Origin of the sequence: Acinetobacter sp. YH12043 (assembly GCF_013419915.1) — a bacterium.
GTDB lineage: Bacteria > Pseudomonadota > Gammaproteobacteria > Pseudomonadales > Moraxellaceae > Acinetobacter.
In genome coordinates this window covers 14,167-34,182 of the sequence record NZ_VOZD01000004.1, presented here as the reverse complement: position 1 = coordinate 34,182, position 20,016 = coordinate 14,167, and the positions used below count along the sequence as shown (strand labels likewise).

Genomic DNA, 20,016 nt, shown 5'->3' with positions numbered 1-20,016 from the left:
ACACCAAGCAAGTATGCCAGGCTACCTAAGGAGCTCTCTCATGATGTTGGCTGATCCAAGTAAAAAATACCGTCGCATGTATCAACGTGTGGACTTACCAGACCGTCAATGGCCGAATAATGAAATTACTAAAGCGCCAATCTGGATGAGTACTGACCTGCGTGATGGTAACCAGGCGATCTTCGAGCCAATGAACATTGAGCAGAAGTTCAAAATGTTCCAGATGTTGGTAAAAATCGGTTTCAAACATATTGAAATCGGCTTCCCGTCTGCCTCTCAAATTGATTTCGACTTCACTCGTAAATTGATTGAAGAAGGTCATATTCCGGATGACGTCTACATCGAAGTATTGGTTCAGGCACGTGACCATTTAATTGCACGTACTTTTGAATCTTTACAAGGTGCGAAACGCGCAATCGTGCATATCTACAACTCTAACTCTCCAACCTTCCGTCAAAAAGTGTTGAACGTAGACGTTGAAGGTGCAAAACAGTTAGCGATAAATGCAGCGCAAAAAGTGAAAGAATACGCAGCAAAACAGCCTGAAACTGAATTTGTCTTCCAGTACAGTCCTGAATGTTTCTCTGCAACTGAATTAGAAGTTGCCAAAGATGTCTGCGACGCTGTGACTGAAATCTGGGAAGCATCTCCAGAAAACAAAGTGATCTTGAACTTGCCAGCCACTGTCGAAGTCTCTACACCAAACGTATATGCCGATCAGGTGGAATGGATGCACCGTAACATCGAGCGTCGTGACGGCGTGATCATTTCAGTTCACTGCCATAATGACCGTGGCTGTGGGATCGCAGCGTCTGAATTAGCAATTATGGCCGGTGCTGACCGTGTTGAAGGTTGTGTATTCGGTAATGGTGAGCGTACCGGTAACGTGGACGTAGCAGCAATTGCCTTGAACATGTATACCCAGGGTGTTGCACCAAACTTGGATTTCTCGAATATCAACGAAATCATTGCAACTGTTGAAGAATGTACGGGCTTGCCAGTCCACCCACGTCATCCATATGCGGGTGACTTGGTGTTCACAGCATTCTCTGGTTCACACCAGGATGCCATCAAAAAAGGTTTCGAATTCCAGAAAAACGAAGAAATCTGGGATATGCCATACTTGCCGATCGATCCGAAAGACTTGGGCCGTGACTATGACGCTGTCATTCGCGTGAACTCACAGTCTGGTAAAGGCGGTATCGCTTACTTGTTAGAATCGAACTACAACGTGACCTTGCCACGTCGTTTACAGATCGAATTCTCGCAAATCGTGCAGCAAAAAACTGATGAAGATGGTACTGAGATTTCAGCACAAGCGATCTGGAGCTTGTTCAAAGAGACGTATGTTGCCGCGAAAGATGCTCATTACTCTGCCAAAAACTACAAATTGTCAGATGAAAATGGCAATCAGGTCATTGAGCTGGATATTGAAGTCAATGGTGAAACCCAGCACTTACGTGGTGAAGGTAACGGTCCGATCTCTGCAATCTTGGATGCTTTACAATTGCCAATCGATGTCTTGAACTATGAAGAACGTAGCATCAGCTCAGGTGCACATGCCAAAGCCTTGGCATTGGTTGAACTTCAAGTAAAAGGCACAGGTAAATCTGCCTTTGGTGCTGGTGTACATGACAACATCGTGACCTCTTCAATTGAAGCGATTATCGCATGTACCAACCGCCTGATCGACCAGGATGTGTTAAGCACTGAACAGGTGATTGCTGCTGCCGTCTAAACCCGGTATTTGAATTAGCAATAATTCATAGCATTAAAAAGACTTTAGAAGGATACTTGCAAATGGTATCCTTTTATTTATTCATACTAAAGATTTAAGGCGAATCATTCCCGTGTCTTTTCCAGCTGACTCAGTGGGCCTTGTTGTCCCACAAAAGTTCCAATTCGAACAGCCGTTAGAGCTTGAATGCGGTCGCATCCTCCCACGTTTTGAACTGATGGTAGAAACTTATGGCGAACTGAATGCCGATAAGTCCAATGCCATTTTGATCTGCCATGCCCTGTCTGGCCATCACCATGCTGCCGGTTATCATCATGAAGATGATAAAAAACCAGGCTGGTGGGATGCCTGTATTGGCCCGGGCAAGGCAATCGATACCAATAAATTCTTTGTGGTGGCGCTGAATAATATCGGCGGTTGTAATGGTTCTACTGGTCCTACCTCTCCTAATCCCGAAAATGATAACCGTCCATATGGTCCAGACTTTCCGCTGGTCACTGTGCGTGACTGGGTAAAAACACAGGCGATGCTGTCTGACCGTCTGGGGATTGATGTGTGGTATTCCATCATTGGCGGCTCACTCGGGGGCATGCAGGCCTTGCAATGGTCGGTAGATTATCCGGACCGTCTGCAAAAATGCGTGATTATTGCTAGTGCACCGAAACTGTCTGCACAAAATATTGCCTTTAACGAAGTCGCGCGTCAGTCCATTCTGTCTGATCCAGACTTCCATCATGGCCGTTATCTGGAAAATGACAGCTATCCAAAACGTGGCCTGATTCTGGCACGTATGGTCGGTCATATTACCTATCTGTCTGAAGAAGCCATGAAGCAGAAATTTGGCCGTGATTTAAAATCTGGCAAATTCATGTATGGCTTCGATGTAGAATTCCAGGTCGAAAGCTATCTGCGTTATCAGGGTGAACAGTTTAGCCGTAACTTTGATGCCAACACTTACCTGATCATGACCAAGGCACTGGACTACTTTGATCCTTCACGTGAATATCAGCAGTCACTGGTCAAAGCGATGGCACAAACCAAATGTAAGTTCCTGGTAGTTTCTTTCACGACTGACTGGCGTTTCTCGCCTTCACGTTCTGTTGAAATCGTGGATGCCCTCATTACCAATCATAAGCCTGTCAGCTATGTCGATATTGATGCTGAACAAGGCCATGACTCCTTCCTGTTCCCGATTCCCCTGTATGTAAAATCCTTGCGCGCCTTTCTAGGCGGTGAAGAACATCTGCGATCAACACCGAAGGAGGCTGTGTAATGCGTATTGACCAACAACTTGCTGAGAAATGGATCAAGCCCGGTTCACGTATCCTCGACCTCGGTTGTGGTGATGGCGAACTGCTGGCCCATATGAGCAAAAAGCACAATATTCGTGCATATGGATTAGAAATTGATCAAGAAAAGATTGCAATTGCGATCAGTCGCGGGTTAAATATCATCCAGCAGGACTTAAACCTCGGTTTAAGCCGTTTTGCTGACCAGTCTTTTGACTATGTGGTGATGGCACAAGCTTTGCAAGCTGTAGATGCACCAGACGTATTATTGCGTGACATGGTGCGTGTAGGGAAACAGGCCATTATTACCTTTCCAAACTTTGCGCACTGGAAGACCCGTTCTTTCTTGGCATTAAAAGGGAAAATGCCGGTTTCGGAAGCCTTACCCTATATGTGGTATAACACCCCGAATATTCACCTATGTACCTTCCGTGACTTTGAAGCATTATGCGCGGAAAACAACATCAAAATTATTAATCGACTCGCTGTGAATGGGAATCAAGAAGATAGTTTGCTTAGCAAACATCTCCCAAATCTGTTTGGTGAAGTCGCAATTTATCGAGTGAGCGCTCTATGAAAAAATTATTATTAAGTACGACGCTACTGGCTGGACTTTTTGGCATGCAGGCCCATGCCGATTACGTTGCACCAACGCCTTCTGTGGCCAGCCAAGCAGCGCAATATTCAGTAATGGACATTCATAGTCTGACTAAAGCGGCTAAAGCAGGTCAGCCTGGTGCACAATTTTATTTAGCAACAAAATACCAGTATGGTAAAGACATTCAGAAAGATGAACGTCAGGCTTTTGCCTGGTATAAAGCAGCAGCAGATCAAGGTCTGGCAGTGGCTCAACTGAATGTTGGCCGTATGCTGGCAGATGGTATTGGCACCAAGAAAGATGAAACACTGGCTCGCCAGTACTTTGAAAAAGCAGCCAGCCGCGGTGATAATCGTGCCAGCTTTAACCTGGCGATGATGGAAGAGAAAAAGAAAAACTATATGGGTGCTTATCAGTGGTATGAACTCTCTACCCGTGACGGCATGCTGGACAATAAAGTGATTACTTTATCTGAAGGCAAAAAAACTGCATTGGCAGCCAACTTGACCCAGGAACAGATCCGTCAAGCACGTGATCGTGCAGACCGTTGGATTCAGGCACAATAAGCTGGATCTGCAAAAGAGCGCCTTCGGGTGCTTTTTTTTATGGCCTAAAAACTGCAGCAAGTTGCTACACTACATATATGTAATTTGAAAGATGAGTAATTAATATGACTTCAACTGACTGGCTCTCCCAAGGCACACTGGTATTGGCAAGTAATAATAAGGGCAAGATTGCAGAATTCGAAAAGATGTTTGCTGAGCTTAAACTTCCGGTTGAAGTGATTCCTCAAGGTCAGCTGAATATTGAAGACGCAATTGAAGATGGTTTGAGCTTTGTTGAAAATGCCATTATCAAGGCACGTCATGCCTCACGTATTTCTGGCAAACCTGCGATTGCTGATGATTCAGGGATTTGTGTACCAGTTCTGGGCGGTGCACCTGGAATTTACTCTGCTCGTTATGCGGGTGAACATGGTGATGATGCAGCGAACAACGAAAAATTACTGGCTGACCTGAAACCACTGCGTAAAGACGGTGAACCGATTGAAGGCATGTTTGTGTGTGTACTGGCCTTAGTTCAACATGCCGAAGACCCATTACCACAAATCTTCCAGGGCATCTGGAAAGGTGAAATTCTGGAAGCAGCACGCGGTGAAAATGGCTTTGGTTATGATCCATTGTTCTGGTTACCAGAACTAGGAATTTCCAGCGCAGAAATGAGCAAGGAAGAGAAAAATAAAATCAGCCATCGTGGTCAGGCGATGAAACTGTTTAAGGCGAGTTTGGAAAAATAAATCTAATTCCTAAAGGAGTCCTCCCTCCTTTTAGGAGGGAGTTAGAGGGAGGCCATTTCCTCACCCTTGGGGAGAAGGAGCCCCTCCCTTTTTCAAAGGGAGGTTGGGAGGGATTTAAATAGTAAATTACCTCTCCCTAACCCTCTCCTACAAGGAGAGGGAACTTTCATAACGTTGGCACCACCGCATGTACCACCATCCCATACACCCCAATCAAAATTGCACTCGCAATCGTTCCTGAGGCAATATATTTCGCTGAATAACCTGTGCCCTGATAATGGGTTTCCAGTGCCACAATATTCGCGGCGGGTGGAAGCAGGAAATACATCATCATCACAGCATAGATCAGGGCTTGATGTGGAATCGGTAATAAGAAATAAGCCCCTGCTGCCAGACCTAGAGCTAGCACAAAACGACCGCTGATCAAGATCAAACTACGTTTTAAATCACTCAGTTGAATCCTGACTTTACTCAACCACATTCCCAGAATACACATACCGGCAAAAGTCACTAGAAACTTGTTCGTGGCATAGCCCCATTGAATCAGCGGATGCGCTTCATAGGTAGTAAAATCCCAGAAGGACAAAATCGCTGCAATAGAAAGCGCAATCACTGGCGGGGATTTCAGCATATTTTTAATAATGAATTGGGGATCCTGTTTATCAGGACTAACAGCGACTACAGCACTGACATTGCCAAATAAAGAACCGCCAATATAAAGAGCCACAATGGTATTTAAGGCATCCGGACCAAATACAGCTAAGGCAAAAGGAAAGCCGAGCCAGACCCCGTTTAAATAACTAAAACATAATGCCCGCAACTTATCTTTGGAGAAAAGAAAGAACAGGCTAAACAGAAACAGTGAGCTAAAGATACTAAAACCGATCAGCCACAGACTGCCCGGCTTATAAAACACCATGTTGTAAATGACAATCAAGGGAATCAAAAGACGTGCCAGCAAGGCCGCCATGAATGGACGGATCGACTTTAAATAATGAACGCCCCAGAATCCAATCAGAAATGAAATAAGCGGAAGGAGCAGTGCCATAGGAGAGCTGAAAATTGCATAGATAGATGGGCTTTATCCTAGCACACCTATCTACTCTCAGAGTTCACTGTTTAAACTAAGCTTTTTATCAAGATCATCATGAATACTATTATTTATACAATGATCTGAATGACTTTTTCTACGATCTGCCCTGCACTCTCTCCCTGCTGGGATTTTTCCAGCCATTGCCAATGCTGCTGATGCAATCTTAGAAAATTGGAACAACGTGTGCCGTAGACCGGACTCTGAATAAATGTAGATGATAGGAGTTCTTCCATCTCCTCGTTAATTCCGGTTTTGGGCAATAGTGCCGGAATCACTTTACGCTCATCTTCCAGAATATCCCAGGCAGCATGATAAATGTCTGCTTGTGGAATGTTGTTCTGTTGAAGCATCGGCAGAAGCTCCTGAGTAAAGCGCTTGCGCAAATGCCTGGTCTTTTGCCAGTCTTCGCTCATTAGGCCATTTGAGACTACATATACCCCATGTGCCAGTACTTGTGGCGCCTCACCACGATTACTCATATAGACGGCTTGATCACGATCACCGACAAACAGGTTAAAGCCCGCATAATCACATTGACGTTTTTCCAACTCTTGAGCAAACCGGATAGGTTTCAATTCAGATTCCAGAAAATGCTGAATGATATGTCCACGTGAAGTTGGGTAGTTATTCTTGTCATTACCATCCCTGAAATTGGTAATCACTGCCCATCGTCCTGAAGCAGTTATACCCATCCAAGTACCACCAGACTGCAGATCCTGCCCGGCAATAATCGGACTGTTCTCCCATTCATATAATGCCTGTGTTGGACGTTGATAGAACTCATCACGATTTGAAATCAGACATAAAGGCGTTTCATCCAGAACTCGCCAAGCCAGTGCCACAATACACATAATTGATGCTCTCGATCTTTACACATTGAATGTACAACAATTTTCTTCGCTTTCAGCTAAAATCTGTGCAAAACAGAATCACAAGGAACAGGAATGCTCACCTATCCAAACATAGATCCCGTTGCAATTTCGCTCGGGCCTTTGCAAGTCCACTGGTATGGACTGATGTATCTCTTGGCTTTTTTATTTGCCTGGGGACTAGCGACTTATCGCGCTAAACAACGCGGCTGGACACCAGATATGGTCTCGGATCTGATTTTCTTTGGGGCTTTGGGTGTGATCATCGGCGGCCGGGTCGGTTATGTTTTATTCTACGGTTTTTCTCAGTTTTTGGAAAATCCACTGTGGCTGTTCCAGATCTGGACCGGTGGGATGAGTTTCCACGGCGGCTTCCTCGGCGTAATCCTGGCCATGTTGTGGTGGTGCAAGAAATATAAGATGGCCTGGTTCCAGACACTGGACTTTATTGCGCCCTGCGTTCCGACAGGCCTGATGTTTGGCCGAATTGGTAACTTTATTGGTGGTGAACTCTATGGTCGTCAAGTCACTGATCCAAATTTTGCCTTGGGCATGATTTTCCCAACCGATCCGCTGCAGCTGGTACGTCATCCCTCACAACTGTATCAGGCGCTCTGTGAAGGCTTGATTCTGTTTATCGTACTGTGGTGGTTTAGTAGCAAGCCACGTCCACGTATGGCAGTTTCTGCGGTATTCCTGACCGGCTATGGTCTAGCCCGTTTTATCGTCGAGTTCTTCCGTGAACCGGATAATGGTCAGCTATTTATTGGTTGGATGAGTAAAGGACAATTCCTGAGCCTGCCAATGATCCTGGTTGGTCTGTGGATGCTTTGGTATGCCTATCAGAAGAAAGTTTATGACTGGGGTCCACAGAAAAATAACGGATAATTTTCCTAAATATTGCGAGGCATCTGCCTCGCTTTTTTATATTTAAAATATGCTAAAGTGCTTTTTATCTTTTCTGTTCATACATCATCATGCTTGAGTTCTGGTTCAATCCGCAGGTGTCGCTCCTGAAAAAACTGCTGTTCTTTGTTGTGATTGCTGCAATTGCCGTAGGTCTGTACTGGATGGAACCTTTGCCTTTAGATGCCATCCTGATGTTTGCCGGTACCGGAATTATTTTTCTGATTTGTCGTTACTGCAAAATTCATTTCGCAGCAAAAAATCCGACTGGCCTGTTCTATCGTGTCCTGACCTGGATTCCGATTGCCTTATTAATCAGCCTGATTTTTATGAACATGAAACAGGGTGAAATCTTGCTGCCAGGCGCTCAGGGAATTGCCTTTATGGCTTTGACAATCTGCCTGTTTTCGCCTCTGTCTTTGCTTAATCAGAACAAGTCGGATTCAGGTTCCCCACATGCTTGAGTTCTGGTACTCCGAACGCTGCAACCGTCAGCTCAAGCTCATCATTATTATTGCGGTATGTATCGTAATTTACATAGCATCGACTGTAACGAAACTGGGTTCGATATTTGTTGGAATCAGTCTGGCGATTGGAATGCTGATGCACGTCTTGCGTGAATTCAGATTAAAGCTTGCTCCTAAAAATCCTTATGCCGAAGGTTTTCGTGCTTTAACAACAGCGATTCCGATTGTGGTAGTAATTAGCCTGATCGGTTATTTACCTAAAACGGGTGAGATCTGGGAAACTATAGCGCTAGGTCTACAATGCTTGGGTTTTGTGGCGATTGGACTGTTTATCTTGTCGATTTATAATAAACGTGCGAAACGCTTCGAAGATTGAACCATTTCGCGACTTTCATTTTTAAGTTCTGAAATTTTCAGCGTCTGATTTAAAGATATGAATCTAGACGGTAATACGTATATTTCACATCGGAATTACGATAGACCGCATAGCCATTCTGTTTAAAATCAGAAACCCAGGCCGAACCAGAATATGCTGCAATATGACCATACTGATGCTGTGAAGTCCGGTCGATAATGTAGATATCACCTTTTTTCGGACGGTCAAAAGACAGGTTGATTTTTCGATAGCCTAATTGCTGGAGGGTATTGCCCCAGTCAGCTGCGGCAACAGGATGATTCACAATTTTTGCGCCTGAAGACTGCAAACCGACGCGAATACTGCGTGCACATTTCTGTGTACTAGTACTGCGGGTAATGCCTTGCAGGTAGCTGGTGAATTTTTCAATATCGAAACGCTGGCCGTTCATTGCACCGAAAGTCTTGCGAGATTCAGAGCTTTTGTTACGAGCTGACACAGAGGTATAGCGCTGAGGCTGACGTTTGGAATTTTGTCCCGATTGGGAACGAATTATGACGTTCGCTTGAACAGGAGCATGCACTTCGCTCATATTCACTTGATGATCATAAATCATATTGGACCAAGTACTCCTCGCCTGTAAGTTTGGCTTTCAAATCTTCAACACGCGGTGAATACTAGACGGTTAAATGTTACTTTTCACGTTAAAAATGTAAATATATTTTTCCGCATTTGTTTAATTTTACTTAACTTGTTATTTCTTTTAGATTTATAAAATTTACAATTTTCACAAAAAAGTTATAAATTCACTACTTTTCAAATTAATTAGCAGTTCTGCTCAGACTATTTCTAAATCAATATTTGAGCGCCTTTCTGACTAAATCTGTAATTTTACTCACGATAATAAAGTCAACATTTCACTACAGGATTACATCATTCCGGCTAACAACTCTCGTATTAGACTGATTTAGTAAATTTAAATTGAGATGATGAGGAAGAAAAATATGAGTCATGATGTAAAGACTATTTCAAATTTCAATTTAGAACAATATTTAGGGATCTGGTACGAAATTGCCCGTCTGCCTATGAAACACCAACCTGAAGACAGTACTGATATTTCCGCAGCCTACAGCCTGAATGAAAATGGCACAGTCCGCGTCCAGAACCGTTGTCTGGATGGTGCGGGCAAACTGGATGAATCTATTGGGGAAGCCACCATTGTGGATGCTGAGCATGGGAAACTGGAAGTCAGTTTCTTGCCTGAAGGTTTGCGCTGGGTACCTTTTACCAAAGGGGATTACTGGATTCTCAAACTGGATGACAACTATGAAACTGCATTGGTTGGTGAGCCAAACATGAAATATCTATGGCTCCTGCATCGTAAGCCGACACTGGATGAAGCAACCAAACAGGAATATCTGGCCTATGCTAAATCTCTGGGTTATGACCTGTCTGATCTGATCCATACGGTACATACCGGTAAGCCAACAGCTTAAAAAAGATGATAAAAAAGCATCCATCATGGATGCTTTTTTATGCCCTTTTCTCTTATGTTTAATCATTTTCACTGCTATGCGGAAGTGCTCAAAAAAATGTTATGATGAGCGCAATTTTAAATTGCCCAATTCAAAGAAAAGCAATTTGCAACAGATTTTAAGAGAGACCTATGCGCCAATATCTTGACCTTTTACAACATATCCTCGACAACGGCGGCGATAAAGGCGACCGTACCGGCACAGGTACACGCTCGGTATTTGGTCATCAGATGCGCTTTGATCTTTCCAAGGGCTTCCCTTTACTCACCACTAAAAAAGTTCATTTCCGTTCGATCGTGATTGAACTGCTGTGGTTCCTGAAAGGCGATACCCATGTAAAGTATCTTCAGGATAATAAAGTGACCATCTGGGATGAATGGGCAACTGCGGAACAGACCGCGCGTTTTGGTCGTCCAGAAGGTGAACTCGGTCCAGTCTACGGCCATCAGTGGCGTAATTTTGGTGCTACTCAAAATACGGATGGCAGCTACAATCAGGATGGTTTTGACCAGATCAAATGGCTGATCAATGAAATCAAGACTAATCCTAATTCACGCCGTCTGATTGTATCGGGCTGGAATCCAAATGAAGCGAGTCAGGTGGCTTTACCGCCTTGCCATACCCTGTTCCAGTTCTTTGTACATAATGGCAAATTGTCTTGCCAGCTTTATCAACGCAGTGCTGACGTTTTCCTTGGCGTTCCATTTAATATTGCCAGCTATGCTCTATTGACTCATATGATTGCACAGGTGTGTGATCTGGATGTCGGTGATTTTGTCTGGACGGGTGGTGATACGCATTTATATGCCAATCATTTTGAACAGGCCAAACTTCAACTCAGTCGTGAGCCTTTAGGCCTGTGCCAGTTAAAACTGAATCCTGAAGTTAAAGACCTGTTTGATTTCAAATTTGAAGATATTGAAATTGTGGGTTATGAATCACATCCAGGAATCAAGGCACCAGTTGCAGTTTAATTCTGGTTAAGCCCCGGAAAATATTCAAATCCCACTTTGCTTAAAGTGGGATTTTGCATTTTAATAGCAATAATTTTTATCTGTTTTTGAGTATGGGTATGGCATTTCAGGATTTAGAAGTCGTTCATGTCGTGGCAATGGATCAGCAGCGCTGTATTGGTAAGGACAATGATCTGCCTTGGCATATCTCAGCAGATCTCAAGCACTTTAAGGAAATTACCCAGGGTGGCGTGATTGTCATGGGTCGTAAAACGCTTGAGTCGATGGGCCGTGCGTTGCCTAAACGTGTGAACTGGGTGATTACCCGCGATCCTGACTGGTCTTTTGAAGGCGTCAAAGTCGCGCATACGATTGAAGATGCCTTGACTCAAGCCGTGGCCGATGTGCAGACTTCAGAAAAACCGAATGCTATTTTTATTATTGGCGGTGGTGAAATCTTTAAACAGACTCTGGAGATCGCTGATCGTCTGGAACTGACCCATGTTGAACTGGATGTACAGGGTCACGCCTACTATCCGGAAATTCCAGCCGAGTTCAAAAAAGTTGCATCAGAACAACATATCGATGACAAAACCGGTATTGCATTTGAGTTCGCAACATACAGAAAATAAAGCCTATTTTCTATAAAAGATTGAACATGCAAGGACAAGAAAATTCAGAAAAGCATTGGAGCCTGTGGTTATTAGGGAGTCTGTTTAGTGTATTTGTCCTGTGTTCAAGTCTTTGGCTGAGCCTGATGCTCTGGGTGCAACAACCCTTGGGTAAAATTGGCAGCATCATTCTGATCGGTCTCTGGCTTCTATTTGCCTGTGTGGTCTTGAGCATTTATTTCACCAAGCATCTGATTTCCCGCCAGGTGGATACAGTGCTTTATCTGCTAGCCTTTCTGGTCAGCTTACTGGCTTATTTAAGCATAGAACCTCGTCAGGATCGTGACTGGAATCCTGAAGTTTCCCGACTGCTCTCCTATGAGCAGCAAGGCAATCAAGTCACCTTGCACAATATCCGTAATTTTGACTGGCAAGCAGAGGGTCAATATACTGAACGCTGGGAAAGCCGGAGTTTTGATCTAAACGACATTACCGGGGTAAACATTATTACCTCTTACTGGATGGGACCTAAAATTGCCCATACGCTGGTCAGTTTTGATTTTGCCAATCAGAAACCGCTCGCCTTCTCGATCGAAATTCGCAAAGAAAAGGATGAGAAATTTTCTGCTATTGGTGGCTTCTTCCGAAAATATGAACTGAGTTTGGTCGCCTCAGATGAGAAAGATATTGTATATACGCGTAGCAATATTCGTGGTGAGCAGGTTTACTTTTTTCCGGTCAAAATGCCGCAAGCAGAAGCTCAGGCCCTATTTAAAGAATATCTGCGTAAGGCTGATGAACTGGCCAAAGAACCTAAATGGTATAACACCTTGAGCAGTAACTGCACGACGCTGGTCTTTGATATGGCTCAGGCAGTATCTCAACAACAGCTTCCTTCAGATTACCGTCTGCTGGCTTCTGGATATTTACCCGATTATCTATATGATTTAAAAGCGCTAGATCAGCGCTGGGATATACAAACCTGGTATCAGCGTGCACACGTTAATCCACGGGTTAAAGATATCGGTCAGATCTCCAGTCAGGAGTATTCACAACGCCTGCGTCAAGGCCTACCTGAGCCGAGTTCCAGATAATTTTCTAAGCTATCCAACTTAAAGAAAGATACAAAATCAACTGGCATATATTGCATTTTTTTGTTTATATACAAATAGCTAACTCAGAATTAGAGTCTCTCTCATGCTAAAAAAATTAACAGCAATCATGATTTTAGGTTCAGTCTTTGCTATATCAGGTTGTGAAACCGTACCTAGTACCTCATCAGTCAAAACTGAAAATAATTTACAGCTCCTGCAAAATCGTACCTGGATTGTGAACCAGATTGGTAATACCGAAATTACTACAACACCGACAACACGCAATATTCCAAGTCTGCAATTCGATGCAGCGACTCAACGCGTGTCTGGCGCAGATGGCTGTAACCGTATCATGGGCAGCTACACTGCCGGCAAAGACACCCTTAACTTAAGCCAGATGGCGAGTACCGAAATGGCTTGTCTGGATAATGCAGGTCTGGATCAGAAATTTAAGGAGACACTGAGCAAAGTGACTCATTATCAGGTCTATGGTAAAACCCTGAAATTAATGGACCGTCATGGCAATTTACTCATTCAGTTAGAAAGTGCAGTACAGCCTCGCTAAGTTTTGACTACAAAAAACCTGTGTCGTGCAGGCTTTATATCTTTCATACTCATATGAACATTCAATAATCAGCACTCTACAATGATGAGGACTTAACCATGCAACAAGCACTATTTGGTGGTGGATGCTTTTGGTGTACCGAAGCAGTATTTTTACAGCTTCAGGGCGTACAGAAGGTCGTCAGCGGCTATGCGGGTGGACAAAATCCTAATCCGACCTATGAGCAAGTCTGCGGCGGTGATACCAATCATGCCGAAGTGATCCTGATCGATTTCGATGAAAATCAGATTACGTATAGTCAGTTGCTCGAAGTCTTTTTCGCAACCCATGATCCAACGACATTAAACCGTCAGGGCAATGATGTCGGCACGCAATATCGTTCTGTAATTTATTATTTTAATGATGAGCAGAAAGAAACTGCACAGCTCACAATAGACTCATTGAAAGCTGAAGGATTGAATATTGTGACTGAACTTAGCCCTGCACCGACTTTCTACCCTGCTGAAGAATATCACCAGAATTTCTTTGCCAAGAATCCGAATCAGGGCTACTGTAATTTCGCGATTCCGCCCAAGCTGAACAAATTACAACATAAGTTTATGACGCTGCTCAAAACTCATTAATCTGGATGCGGCTTGATCAAATGCCCTCTTAAATTAAGGTAATAAAAAAGCGACTGAGATCAGTCGCTTTTTTCATTGAGAGTAAAAAATTAGTTATCAGTTGCAAAGGCAATATCGCTGAGTCCGGCTCCACTCGCGCGTGACATCACTTGAGCAACGGTGTCATAACGTGATTCTTTATCTGCTTTCAATACGATGGTCGGTTGACGCTGTGCCTGGCTCGCCTCATTGAAACGGGTTTCAAGTTGATCCAGGGTCAGTACATCACCATTCCACGCTACATCACCTTTGGCATTGATGCTGATGGTGACATTTTCAGGTGGCAGGTCAATAATTTCTGCAGTGGTTTGCGGCAAGGTTAATGGAATTGATGGGTTCGCAACGGTCGCTGTCACCAGAAAGATGATCATCAATACCAACATAATGTCGATCAGGGGAATGAGATTCATCTCATTCATGCCTGTATCGTTGTCTTCACCCAATTGAAAAGCCATTAAGCTTGACCTCCAACTAAACTGTCTTGTGTTACTTTCGCATCAGCCTTCTTTGCAGAAGAGTCCTGCTGCAACATGGTATCAATCAATAAGCTATGCGCATGGTCTTGCAGTTCATTGCTTAAAGTACGGTTGACACGTACACAGATGTTATATGCAAGTACTGCAGGAATCGCCACAGCCAGACCCAGACCGGTCATGATCAGCGCTTCACCCACGGGAGTGGCTACTTGTGCCAGACCTGCCTGACCGCTCTTACCCACGGCAACCAGTGCGTGGAAGATCCCCCATACTGTACCGAACAGACCGACAAAGGGTGAAATTGAAGCGATGGTACCCAAGACAGATACACCTTTTTCCGCATTACCTTTTTCTAATGCGATCTGACGCAATAAAGCCTGCTCAGCTACAGCTTTACGTTGTTCAAATGCCAAAGGAGTCATTTTATTTTTCAATTGTCCTAATGCTTTAGATAATTGAGCATAGGCAATCTGTTTAAGTTGGCGAGTGCCCATTAAACGCAGCACAAAAATGGTCCATGTCGCAATCGACATTGCCAATAACACGAAATACAGTGTTTTACTGACTGCATCAGCGTGTTGCCAATAAACTGAAAAGTTCATATTCGAACTCCTAATGGGTTAGCCGTTATTTGGTAATCTGAAAATCGAAAGGCTGTTCCACTCGGGTTGGATAAGCCACACCATTTTCAACATATTTGGTCAGTTGTGCACGACGTACCGCTGATTCAACTTTGCGCGTAACGGCCGGACTACAACTCGAATTTCGTGCGGTCGCAGAGACCACTTTCCCCTGCTCATTTGCAGATACATCCACCACTAATGAACAGGCTGATTTTAATTCTCCTGCCGAGAGCGACACTTTTGGTGCACGCTGCCAAGATACGCCGCCGCCAATTGCCACACTTTTCGGTGCTGGCGGTGCAGGTGGAGTCGGCGGTGCGACAGGTACTGGTGGCGCAACCGGCGCAGGTGCCACTTTTTTAGTTTCAGTCACAACCGCAGGAACCACTGGACTTGGTGCCGGTTTGGCCTCAACTGGCGGTGCAGTAACAGGTTTAGGCGTTTCTGCTTTTTTCACCTGCTCAATTTTTTCTACTTTTTTGGGTGGCGGTGGCAGCGGTTTTTCTACAATTTTAACTTCTTTCGGCTTTGGTGGCTCTTGTTTAGGCTCTGGCGGCTTTGGCTTCGGTGGTAAAGGTTTTGGGGCTTCCTGAAGTTTGACGAAACGAACCTTTAAAGGTTCTTTATCGACCTGTTTCAGTTCAGGTGCTTCCATCTGGCTGACTGCCCATAAGAGACCCACGTGTCCAACCAGAACCGCCGCCAGAATAGAAACGACTTTCTTTTTCATCTGATTTGACGGTGGTGGTGTCATGGGAGCAGCAACTTGACTCATTAAATCTATTTACCTCGAAGAGATGATACGAAACAAACTATCAAGCTCATCGGTTAGCACAATTAAAGTACGCCAATAATAAATGAGAAGTGTTTTCATTTGCAACTACTAATCCCACTTTTCTCCATTATTTTTGTTTCAAACAAAAAAGGCATACTTAAAGTATGCCTTTTTTAAACAGAGATGCAAGCGCTTATTGGAACACGACAGTTTTATTGCCGTCGACAATCACACGGTCTTCCAGATGCCATCTCACTGCACGTGCCAGCACATTACGTTCAACGTCCTGACCCAGTTCACGCAGCTGTTCCACAGTAAAGTCATGGTTCACACGCTCCACATCTTGCTCAATGATTGGACCCTGATCCAGATCGGCTGTCACATAGTGTGCAGTTGCACCGATCAATTTTACACCTTTGTCATAAGCTTGTTTGTATGGATTGGCGCCCACGAATGCTGGCAGGAATGAATGATGAATATTGATCACTTTCATTTCCCATTTACTTACGAATTCTTCATCCAGAATCTGCATATAACGGGCTAATACCAGCAGGTCGTTACCCTGCATCAGTTCATCAATCTGTGCATAGGCCTCACGTTTGTTCTCTTTGGTCACCGGAACCACTTCAAACGGAATACCAAAGTTTTCTACTGATTCACGTAGAGTTTCGTGGTTAGATACCACTTTAGTGATTTCACATGGCAGGCCGCCGCGTGCATGACGCCATAACAGCTCTAGCAACGCATGGTCGACTTTAGAAACCAGAATACCGACCTTTTTCACATCACTGACCAGTGCCAGACGCCAGTGCATGCCATAGCGCTCTGCAACATTGCCAGCAAAAGTCTGCAACAGGCTTTCTTTACGGCTTTGCAGATTGTCCAGTTCAAACTCAACACGCATGAAGTAACGTCCGCCCTGCGCTGCTGTCGCGTATTGATCAAGCGCCGTAATGTTGGCACCCTGATGATACAAGAAGCTTGAAACAGCCTGCACGATGCCCGGCTTGTCTTCACAAGTAATCAATAAACGTGCGGTATTAGCAGTCGTCATATTCATGTTGGTTAAGGTCACTAATTAGTTAAATTAAAAAAATAAGCCGAGTATTCTAACGCGTTTCTTAGATATTCTGAATAGTTTGTTCAGATTCAGGCGGTTTAGGCGACGACAGACTGGCAAATAGCTCTGAAGAACCGAACGAGTTAAGTAAGCTTTCATACGTCTGACGGCTTTCACCACGCAGATAAGCACCTTCCAGGAACACCATCTGACGCAGTGCCTGCCAGACCCATTTTTCTTCCAGAGTGTTGGAATCGGTAATATGACCCGACATATACAGGAAGTTGGTCCAGTTGGTCAGCACGATCCAGAGGTTAATGATCAGCGCTTCAATTTCTGAATCGGTCATTTCCATCAGGCCGGCATTTACGAAGGCTTTATAAATTTTTTGTCCCTGCTGCATCACCTGTCCGGCAAAACGCGGATAAAGCTTGCGGAAATCTTCGTTATTTTCGACCAGATGGTATACATCACGGTGCAGAAAACGATAAGCCCAAAGCTGACTGCTCAGTACCTGAAAATAATGAATCTTGTCATTGGCATCCAGAGCACGGTCTTCCGGAAGTGCCAGCATTTCCAGCGTCTGATGCTGATACTGCTCCATCAGTTCCTTGATAATTTCATTTTTATTACGGAAATGGTAATACAGATTACCCGGACTCATGCCGAGTTCAGCAGCAATATGGTTGGTGGTTACAGATCGTTCGCCACGTTCATTAAACAACTGCAAGCTGAGCTGTAAGATACGCTCTTTGGTTTTTAACGTTTTGGTTTGGGACATCCTAAAATAACCATTCAGTTCATGCATTAGTAGACTAACACACAAAGTAACTTGACTAATTAGAGTATTTGCTCTAAAAATTAATTAATCGATTTTGAATAATGGTAGTGCGGCATGAACAGTCACACAAAAACAACTTCAATGACACCACATTTTCTTGATAGCCAGCACCTCAATGAAATTCTGGCTCAACAAAAACACGCCTACTTACGCTACCCACTGCCGACTGCAAAGGAACGTATCGATCGTTTAGCTCGGCTTAAGCGTATCTTAGTTAAGTATCAAGATCAATTTGCCGATGCAATTAATCAAGACTATGGTAACCGCTCTATCGGGGAAACCAAAATTGGCGAGTTACTGACTTGTCTTGAACATATTAAATATTACAGCAAAAACCTGACCGGCTGGATGAAACCGTCCAAGCGTCATGTCGGTATTATTCACCAGCCGGCAAAAGCCTGGGTACAGTATCAACCTCTAGGCGTGATCGGCATCATCGCACCGTGGAACTACCCTTTATTATTATCCATTGGTCCTCTGATCTGTGCGTTAGCTGCGGGCAACCATGCCATGATCAAAATTTCCAGTTCATCGGCTGCTTTTGGCAAGGTACTGGAAAAAGCCTTAGCTGAAGCCTTTCCTAAAGAACTGGTTGCCGTGGTGAATGGTGGCGGTACGGTATCTGATGCCTTCTGCCGACTGGCTTTTGACAAGATGATTTTTACCGGCTCAACGGCTGTGGGTAAAACCGTGATGGCAGCAGCTGCGGAAAATCTGGTACCTGTGATTCTGGAACTGGGTGGCAAATCCCCTGTACTAGTGCATCCATCCATTGACCTGCGTGATGTAGCTCAGCGTATTGCCGTGGGCAAGCTCTGGAATGCGGGCCAAACCTGCGTGGCACCGGATTATATGTTCCTGCCGCGTGGCAAAACTGCCGAGTTTATCGATCATTTTAAAGCCTGTGTCGAAAGCATGTATCCGGACATCAGCCATAATCAGGATTACACCTCGATTATCAATGACAAGCAGTACAATCGTTTGCAAGGTTATCTGGATGATGCCCGTGAGCAAGGCGCGCAGATTATTGAAATCAATCCACGTAATGAATCGCCAGCAGACCTGCGTAAAATTGCACCGACCATCGTGACCAATGTTATGCCAAGCATGCAGATCATGCAGCATGAAATCTTTGGGCCGCTCCTGCCGATCATGGAATATGATCAAATTGACGACGTTATCGACTTTATTAATAGCCGTCCGCGTCCACTTGCATTATACTATTTCGACTTTGATCAGGCGCGTGCTGATTATGTCGCACAGCGTACCCATTCAGGGCATTTCGGGCAAAACACTGTATTAACCCATGTCGCACAGGATGACCTGCCATTTGGTGGTGTCGGTGCTTCCGGTATGGGTAAATATCATGGGCCAGAAGGCTTCTTCAGTTTGTCGCATGAACGGTCTGTAATGTCGAATCCTAAGCTGTATAGCTTGAAATACATTCTGCCTCCGTTTAATAAGCCGATCCATAAGCTGATTTCGAAGACACTTCTTCGATAAATGATCAAGGCATGAGCTATCACACGGGCTCATGCTTCGTTTTAGACAAAATCGCTTGTCTTTTAAGCGCATTTTTGATATAAAACGCCCCTTGAATGAATTCAATCCGTTTATTTTTGACTGGCCATACAGATTTGCTGTTGGCTAAATCAATGGAGTTACACCATGTCTAAGGTTTGCCAAGTTACCGGCAAGCGTCCAGTCGTTGGTAACAACGTCTCACACGCCAACAACAAAACTAAGCGCCGGTTCGAGCCGAACCTGCACCACCACCGTTTCTGGTTAGAAAGCGAAAAACGTTTTGTACGTCTTCGTTTAACCACTAAAGGTATGCGTATTATCGACAAATTGGGCATTGAAAAGGTTGTTGCTGACCTTCGTGCTCAAGGTCAAAAGATCTAAGTAAGGAGTCAGGACAATGCGTGATAAGATTCGCTTAGTTTCTTCAGCTGGTACAGGTTATTTCTATACCACTACTAAGAACAAACGTACTATGCCGGAAAAAATGGAAATCAAAAAATTTGATCCAAAAATCCGTCAACACGTAATCTTCAAAGAAGCTAAAATCAAATAATTTTAGTTTTTTGAAAAAAGCGACCTTCCCGGTCGTTTTTTTTTGCATTTTTTTTATGCGGCTTGATAAACTTTCTGTTTCTTCTGGCATTTTCTGTGCTTATTTCCCATAAAAAACTGAAATTTCATAAAA

The 20,016-nt window shown here is 44.2% G+C and carries 25 protein-coding genes; 17 read left to right on the top strand and 8 right to left on the bottom strand.

Annotated features, from left to right (window positions below; all coding sequences use genetic code 11):
• Positions 1-40 precede the first annotated feature (40 nt).
• The 5 genes from leuA (at position 41) to rdgB (ending at position 4,922) form a co-directional block, all read left to right on the top strand.
• Positions 41-1,738, top strand: a complete 1,698-nt coding sequence (gene leuA, locus FTU01_RS03010; protein ID WP_034704399.1) for a 2-isopropylmalate synthase — start codon at positions 41-43, stop codon at positions 1,736-1,738.
• Positions 1,739-1,850: 112 nt separating this feature from the next.
• Positions 1,851-3,011: a homoserine O-acetyltransferase gene (locus FTU01_RS03005; protein ID WP_034704397.1), complete on the top strand. Its 1,161-nt coding sequence runs from the start codon at positions 1,851-1,853 to the stop codon at positions 3,009-3,011.
• Positions 3,011-3,604: a methionine biosynthesis protein MetW gene (gene metW, locus FTU01_RS03000; protein WP_004781976.1), complete on the top strand. Its 594-nt coding sequence runs from the start codon at positions 3,011-3,013 to the stop codon at positions 3,602-3,604. The genes FTU01_RS03005 and metW overlap by 1 nt, the downstream gene beginning before the upstream one ends.
• The gene (locus FTU01_RS02995; protein ID WP_166136288.1) at positions 3,601-4,191 is read left to right on the top strand and encodes a tetratricopeptide repeat protein; all 591 of its coding nucleotides are present in this window, start codon (positions 3,601-3,603) and stop codon (positions 4,189-4,191) included. Before metW ends, FTU01_RS02995 begins: the two co-directional genes overlap by 4 nt.
• Positions 4,192-4,295: 104 nt before the next feature.
• Entirely contained in the window at positions 4,296-4,922 is a 627-nt protein-coding gene (gene rdgB / locus FTU01_RS02990) for an RdgB/HAM1 family non-canonical purine NTP pyrophosphatase (protein WP_180138092.1), read from the top strand.
• A gap of 166 nt (positions 4,923-5,088) precedes the next feature.
• Here the strand turns inward: rdgB and FTU01_RS02985 are convergent, their stop codons facing one another.
• The gene (locus FTU01_RS02985) at positions 5,089-5,970 is read right to left on the bottom strand and encodes a permease (RefSeq protein WP_180032208.1); all 882 of its coding nucleotides are present in this window, start codon (positions 5,968-5,970) and stop codon (positions 5,089-5,091) included.
• A 113-nt stretch (positions 5,971-6,083) separates the two neighbouring features.
• Positions 6,084-6,866 carry an NRDE family protein gene (locus FTU01_RS02980; protein ID WP_180032210.1) on the bottom strand — a complete coding sequence of 261 codons (783 nt, stop codon included), beginning with the start codon at positions 6,864-6,866 and terminating at the stop codon, positions 6,084-6,086.
• A 93-nt stretch (positions 6,867-6,959) separates the two neighbouring features.
• On the opposite strand from FTU01_RS02980, the gene lgt reads away from it, so the two are divergent.
• From lgt to FTU01_RS02965, 3 genes are all read left to right on the top strand, one after another.
• Positions 6,960-7,772 carry a prolipoprotein diacylglyceryl transferase gene (gene lgt, locus FTU01_RS02975; protein ID WP_180033533.1) on the top strand — a complete coding sequence of 271 codons (813 nt, stop codon included), beginning with the start codon at positions 6,960-6,962 and terminating at the stop codon, positions 7,770-7,772.
• 89 nt (positions 7,773-7,861) lie between these two features.
• Positions 7,862-8,254, top strand: a complete 393-nt coding sequence (locus FTU01_RS02970; protein ID WP_034169880.1) for a hypothetical protein — start codon at positions 7,862-7,864, stop codon at positions 8,252-8,254.
• Complete coding sequence (locus tag FTU01_RS02965; protein ID WP_179992411.1) at positions 8,247-8,633, top strand: hypothetical protein; 387 nt, start codon at positions 8,247-8,249, stop codon at positions 8,631-8,633. Before FTU01_RS02970 ends, FTU01_RS02965 begins: the two co-directional genes overlap by 8 nt.
• A 49-nt stretch (positions 8,634-8,682) precedes the next feature.
• Here the strand turns inward: FTU01_RS02965 and FTU01_RS02960 are convergent, their stop codons facing one another.
• Positions 8,683-9,228, bottom strand: coding sequence for a CHAP domain-containing protein (locus FTU01_RS02960; RefSeq protein WP_179992412.1), 546 nt, complete (start codon positions 9,226-9,228; stop codon positions 8,683-8,685).
• A gap of 388 nt (positions 9,229-9,616) precedes the next feature.
• Here FTU01_RS02960 and FTU01_RS02955 point away from each other — a divergent pair, with 388 nt between their 5' ends.
• The 6 genes from FTU01_RS02955 (at position 9,617) to msrA (ending at position 13,993) form a co-directional block, all read left to right on the top strand.
• Complete coding sequence (locus FTU01_RS02955; RefSeq protein WP_179992413.1) at positions 9,617-10,108, top strand: lipocalin family protein; 492 nt, start codon at positions 9,617-9,619, stop codon at positions 10,106-10,108.
• 170 nt (positions 10,109-10,278) lie between these two features.
• On the top strand, positions 10,279-11,121 hold the full coding sequence (thyA, locus tag FTU01_RS02950; RefSeq protein WP_180010908.1) for a thymidylate synthase: 843 nt from the start codon (positions 10,279-10,281) through the stop codon (positions 11,119-11,121).
• A 98-nt stretch (positions 11,122-11,219) separates the two neighbouring features.
• Entirely contained in the window at positions 11,220-11,732 is a 513-nt protein-coding gene (gene dfrA40 / locus FTU01_RS02945) for a trimethoprim-resistant dihydrofolate reductase DfrA40 (protein ID WP_180057611.1), read from the top strand.
• Between the two features lie 26 nt (positions 11,733-11,758).
• Positions 11,759-12,805 carry a DUF4105 domain-containing protein gene (locus FTU01_RS02940; protein WP_180138090.1) on the top strand — a complete coding sequence of 349 codons (1,047 nt, stop codon included), beginning with the start codon at positions 11,759-11,761 and terminating at the stop codon, positions 12,803-12,805.
• Between the two features lie 103 nt (positions 12,806-12,908).
• Positions 12,909-13,370: an META domain-containing protein gene (locus FTU01_RS02935; protein ID WP_180057617.1), complete on the top strand. Its 462-nt coding sequence runs from the start codon at positions 12,909-12,911 to the stop codon at positions 13,368-13,370.
• Between the two features lie 98 nt (positions 13,371-13,468).
• Positions 13,469-13,993 carry a peptide-methionine (S)-S-oxide reductase MsrA gene (gene msrA / locus FTU01_RS02930; RefSeq protein WP_004781907.1) on the top strand — a complete coding sequence of 175 codons (525 nt, stop codon included), beginning with the start codon at positions 13,469-13,471 and terminating at the stop codon, positions 13,991-13,993.
• A gap of 89 nt (positions 13,994-14,082) precedes the next feature.
• Here the strand turns inward: msrA and FTU01_RS02925 are convergent, their stop codons facing one another.
• The 5 genes from FTU01_RS02925 to FTU01_RS02905 form a co-directional block, all read right to left on the bottom strand.
• The gene (locus tag FTU01_RS02925) at positions 14,083-14,487 is read right to left on the bottom strand and encodes a biopolymer transporter ExbD (RefSeq protein ID WP_004781905.1); all 405 of its coding nucleotides are present in this window, start codon (positions 14,485-14,487) and stop codon (positions 14,083-14,085) included.
• Positions 14,487-15,110 carry a MotA/TolQ/ExbB proton channel family protein gene (locus FTU01_RS02920; RefSeq protein ID WP_034702346.1) on the bottom strand — a complete coding sequence of 208 codons (624 nt, stop codon included), beginning with the start codon at positions 15,108-15,110 and terminating at the stop codon, positions 14,487-14,489. The genes FTU01_RS02925 and FTU01_RS02920 overlap by 1 nt, the downstream gene beginning before the upstream one ends.
• 25 nt (positions 15,111-15,135) lie before the next feature.
• Positions 15,136-15,906: a TonB-dependent receptor gene (locus FTU01_RS02915; protein WP_159123617.1), complete on the bottom strand. Its 771-nt coding sequence runs from the start codon at positions 15,904-15,906 to the stop codon at positions 15,136-15,138.
• Positions 15,907-16,099: 193 nt separating this feature from the next.
• Positions 16,100-16,966 (bottom strand): formyltetrahydrofolate deformylase, encoded by an 867-nt coding sequence (purU, locus tag FTU01_RS02910; protein WP_004781900.1) that lies wholly within the window; start codon positions 16,964-16,966, stop codon positions 16,100-16,102.
• A 61-nt stretch (positions 16,967-17,027) separates the two neighbouring features.
• Positions 17,028-17,747: a TetR/AcrR family transcriptional regulator gene (locus tag FTU01_RS02905; protein ID WP_034580311.1), complete on the bottom strand. Its 720-nt coding sequence runs from the start codon at positions 17,745-17,747 to the stop codon at positions 17,028-17,030.
• Positions 17,748-17,861: 114 nt separating this feature from the next.
• On the opposite strand from FTU01_RS02905, the gene FTU01_RS02900 reads away from it, so the two are divergent.
• The 3 genes from FTU01_RS02900 (at position 17,862) to rpmG (ending at position 19,884) form a co-directional block, all read left to right on the top strand.
• Positions 17,862-19,310, top strand: a complete 1,449-nt coding sequence (locus FTU01_RS02900; RefSeq protein WP_159123618.1) for a coniferyl aldehyde dehydrogenase — start codon at positions 17,862-17,864, stop codon at positions 19,308-19,310.
• Positions 19,311-19,475: 165 nt separating this feature from the next.
• Positions 19,476-19,712 carry a 50S ribosomal protein L28 gene (gene rpmB / locus FTU01_RS02895; RefSeq protein WP_000048256.1) on the top strand — a complete coding sequence of 79 codons (237 nt, stop codon included), beginning with the start codon at positions 19,476-19,478 and terminating at the stop codon, positions 19,710-19,712.
• A 16-nt stretch (positions 19,713-19,728) separates the two neighbouring features.
• The gene (gene rpmG / locus FTU01_RS02890; protein WP_001205031.1) at positions 19,729-19,884 is read left to right on the top strand and encodes a 50S ribosomal protein L33; all 156 of its coding nucleotides are present in this window, start codon (positions 19,729-19,731) and stop codon (positions 19,882-19,884) included.
• Positions 19,885-20,016: the final 132 nt, after the last annotated feature.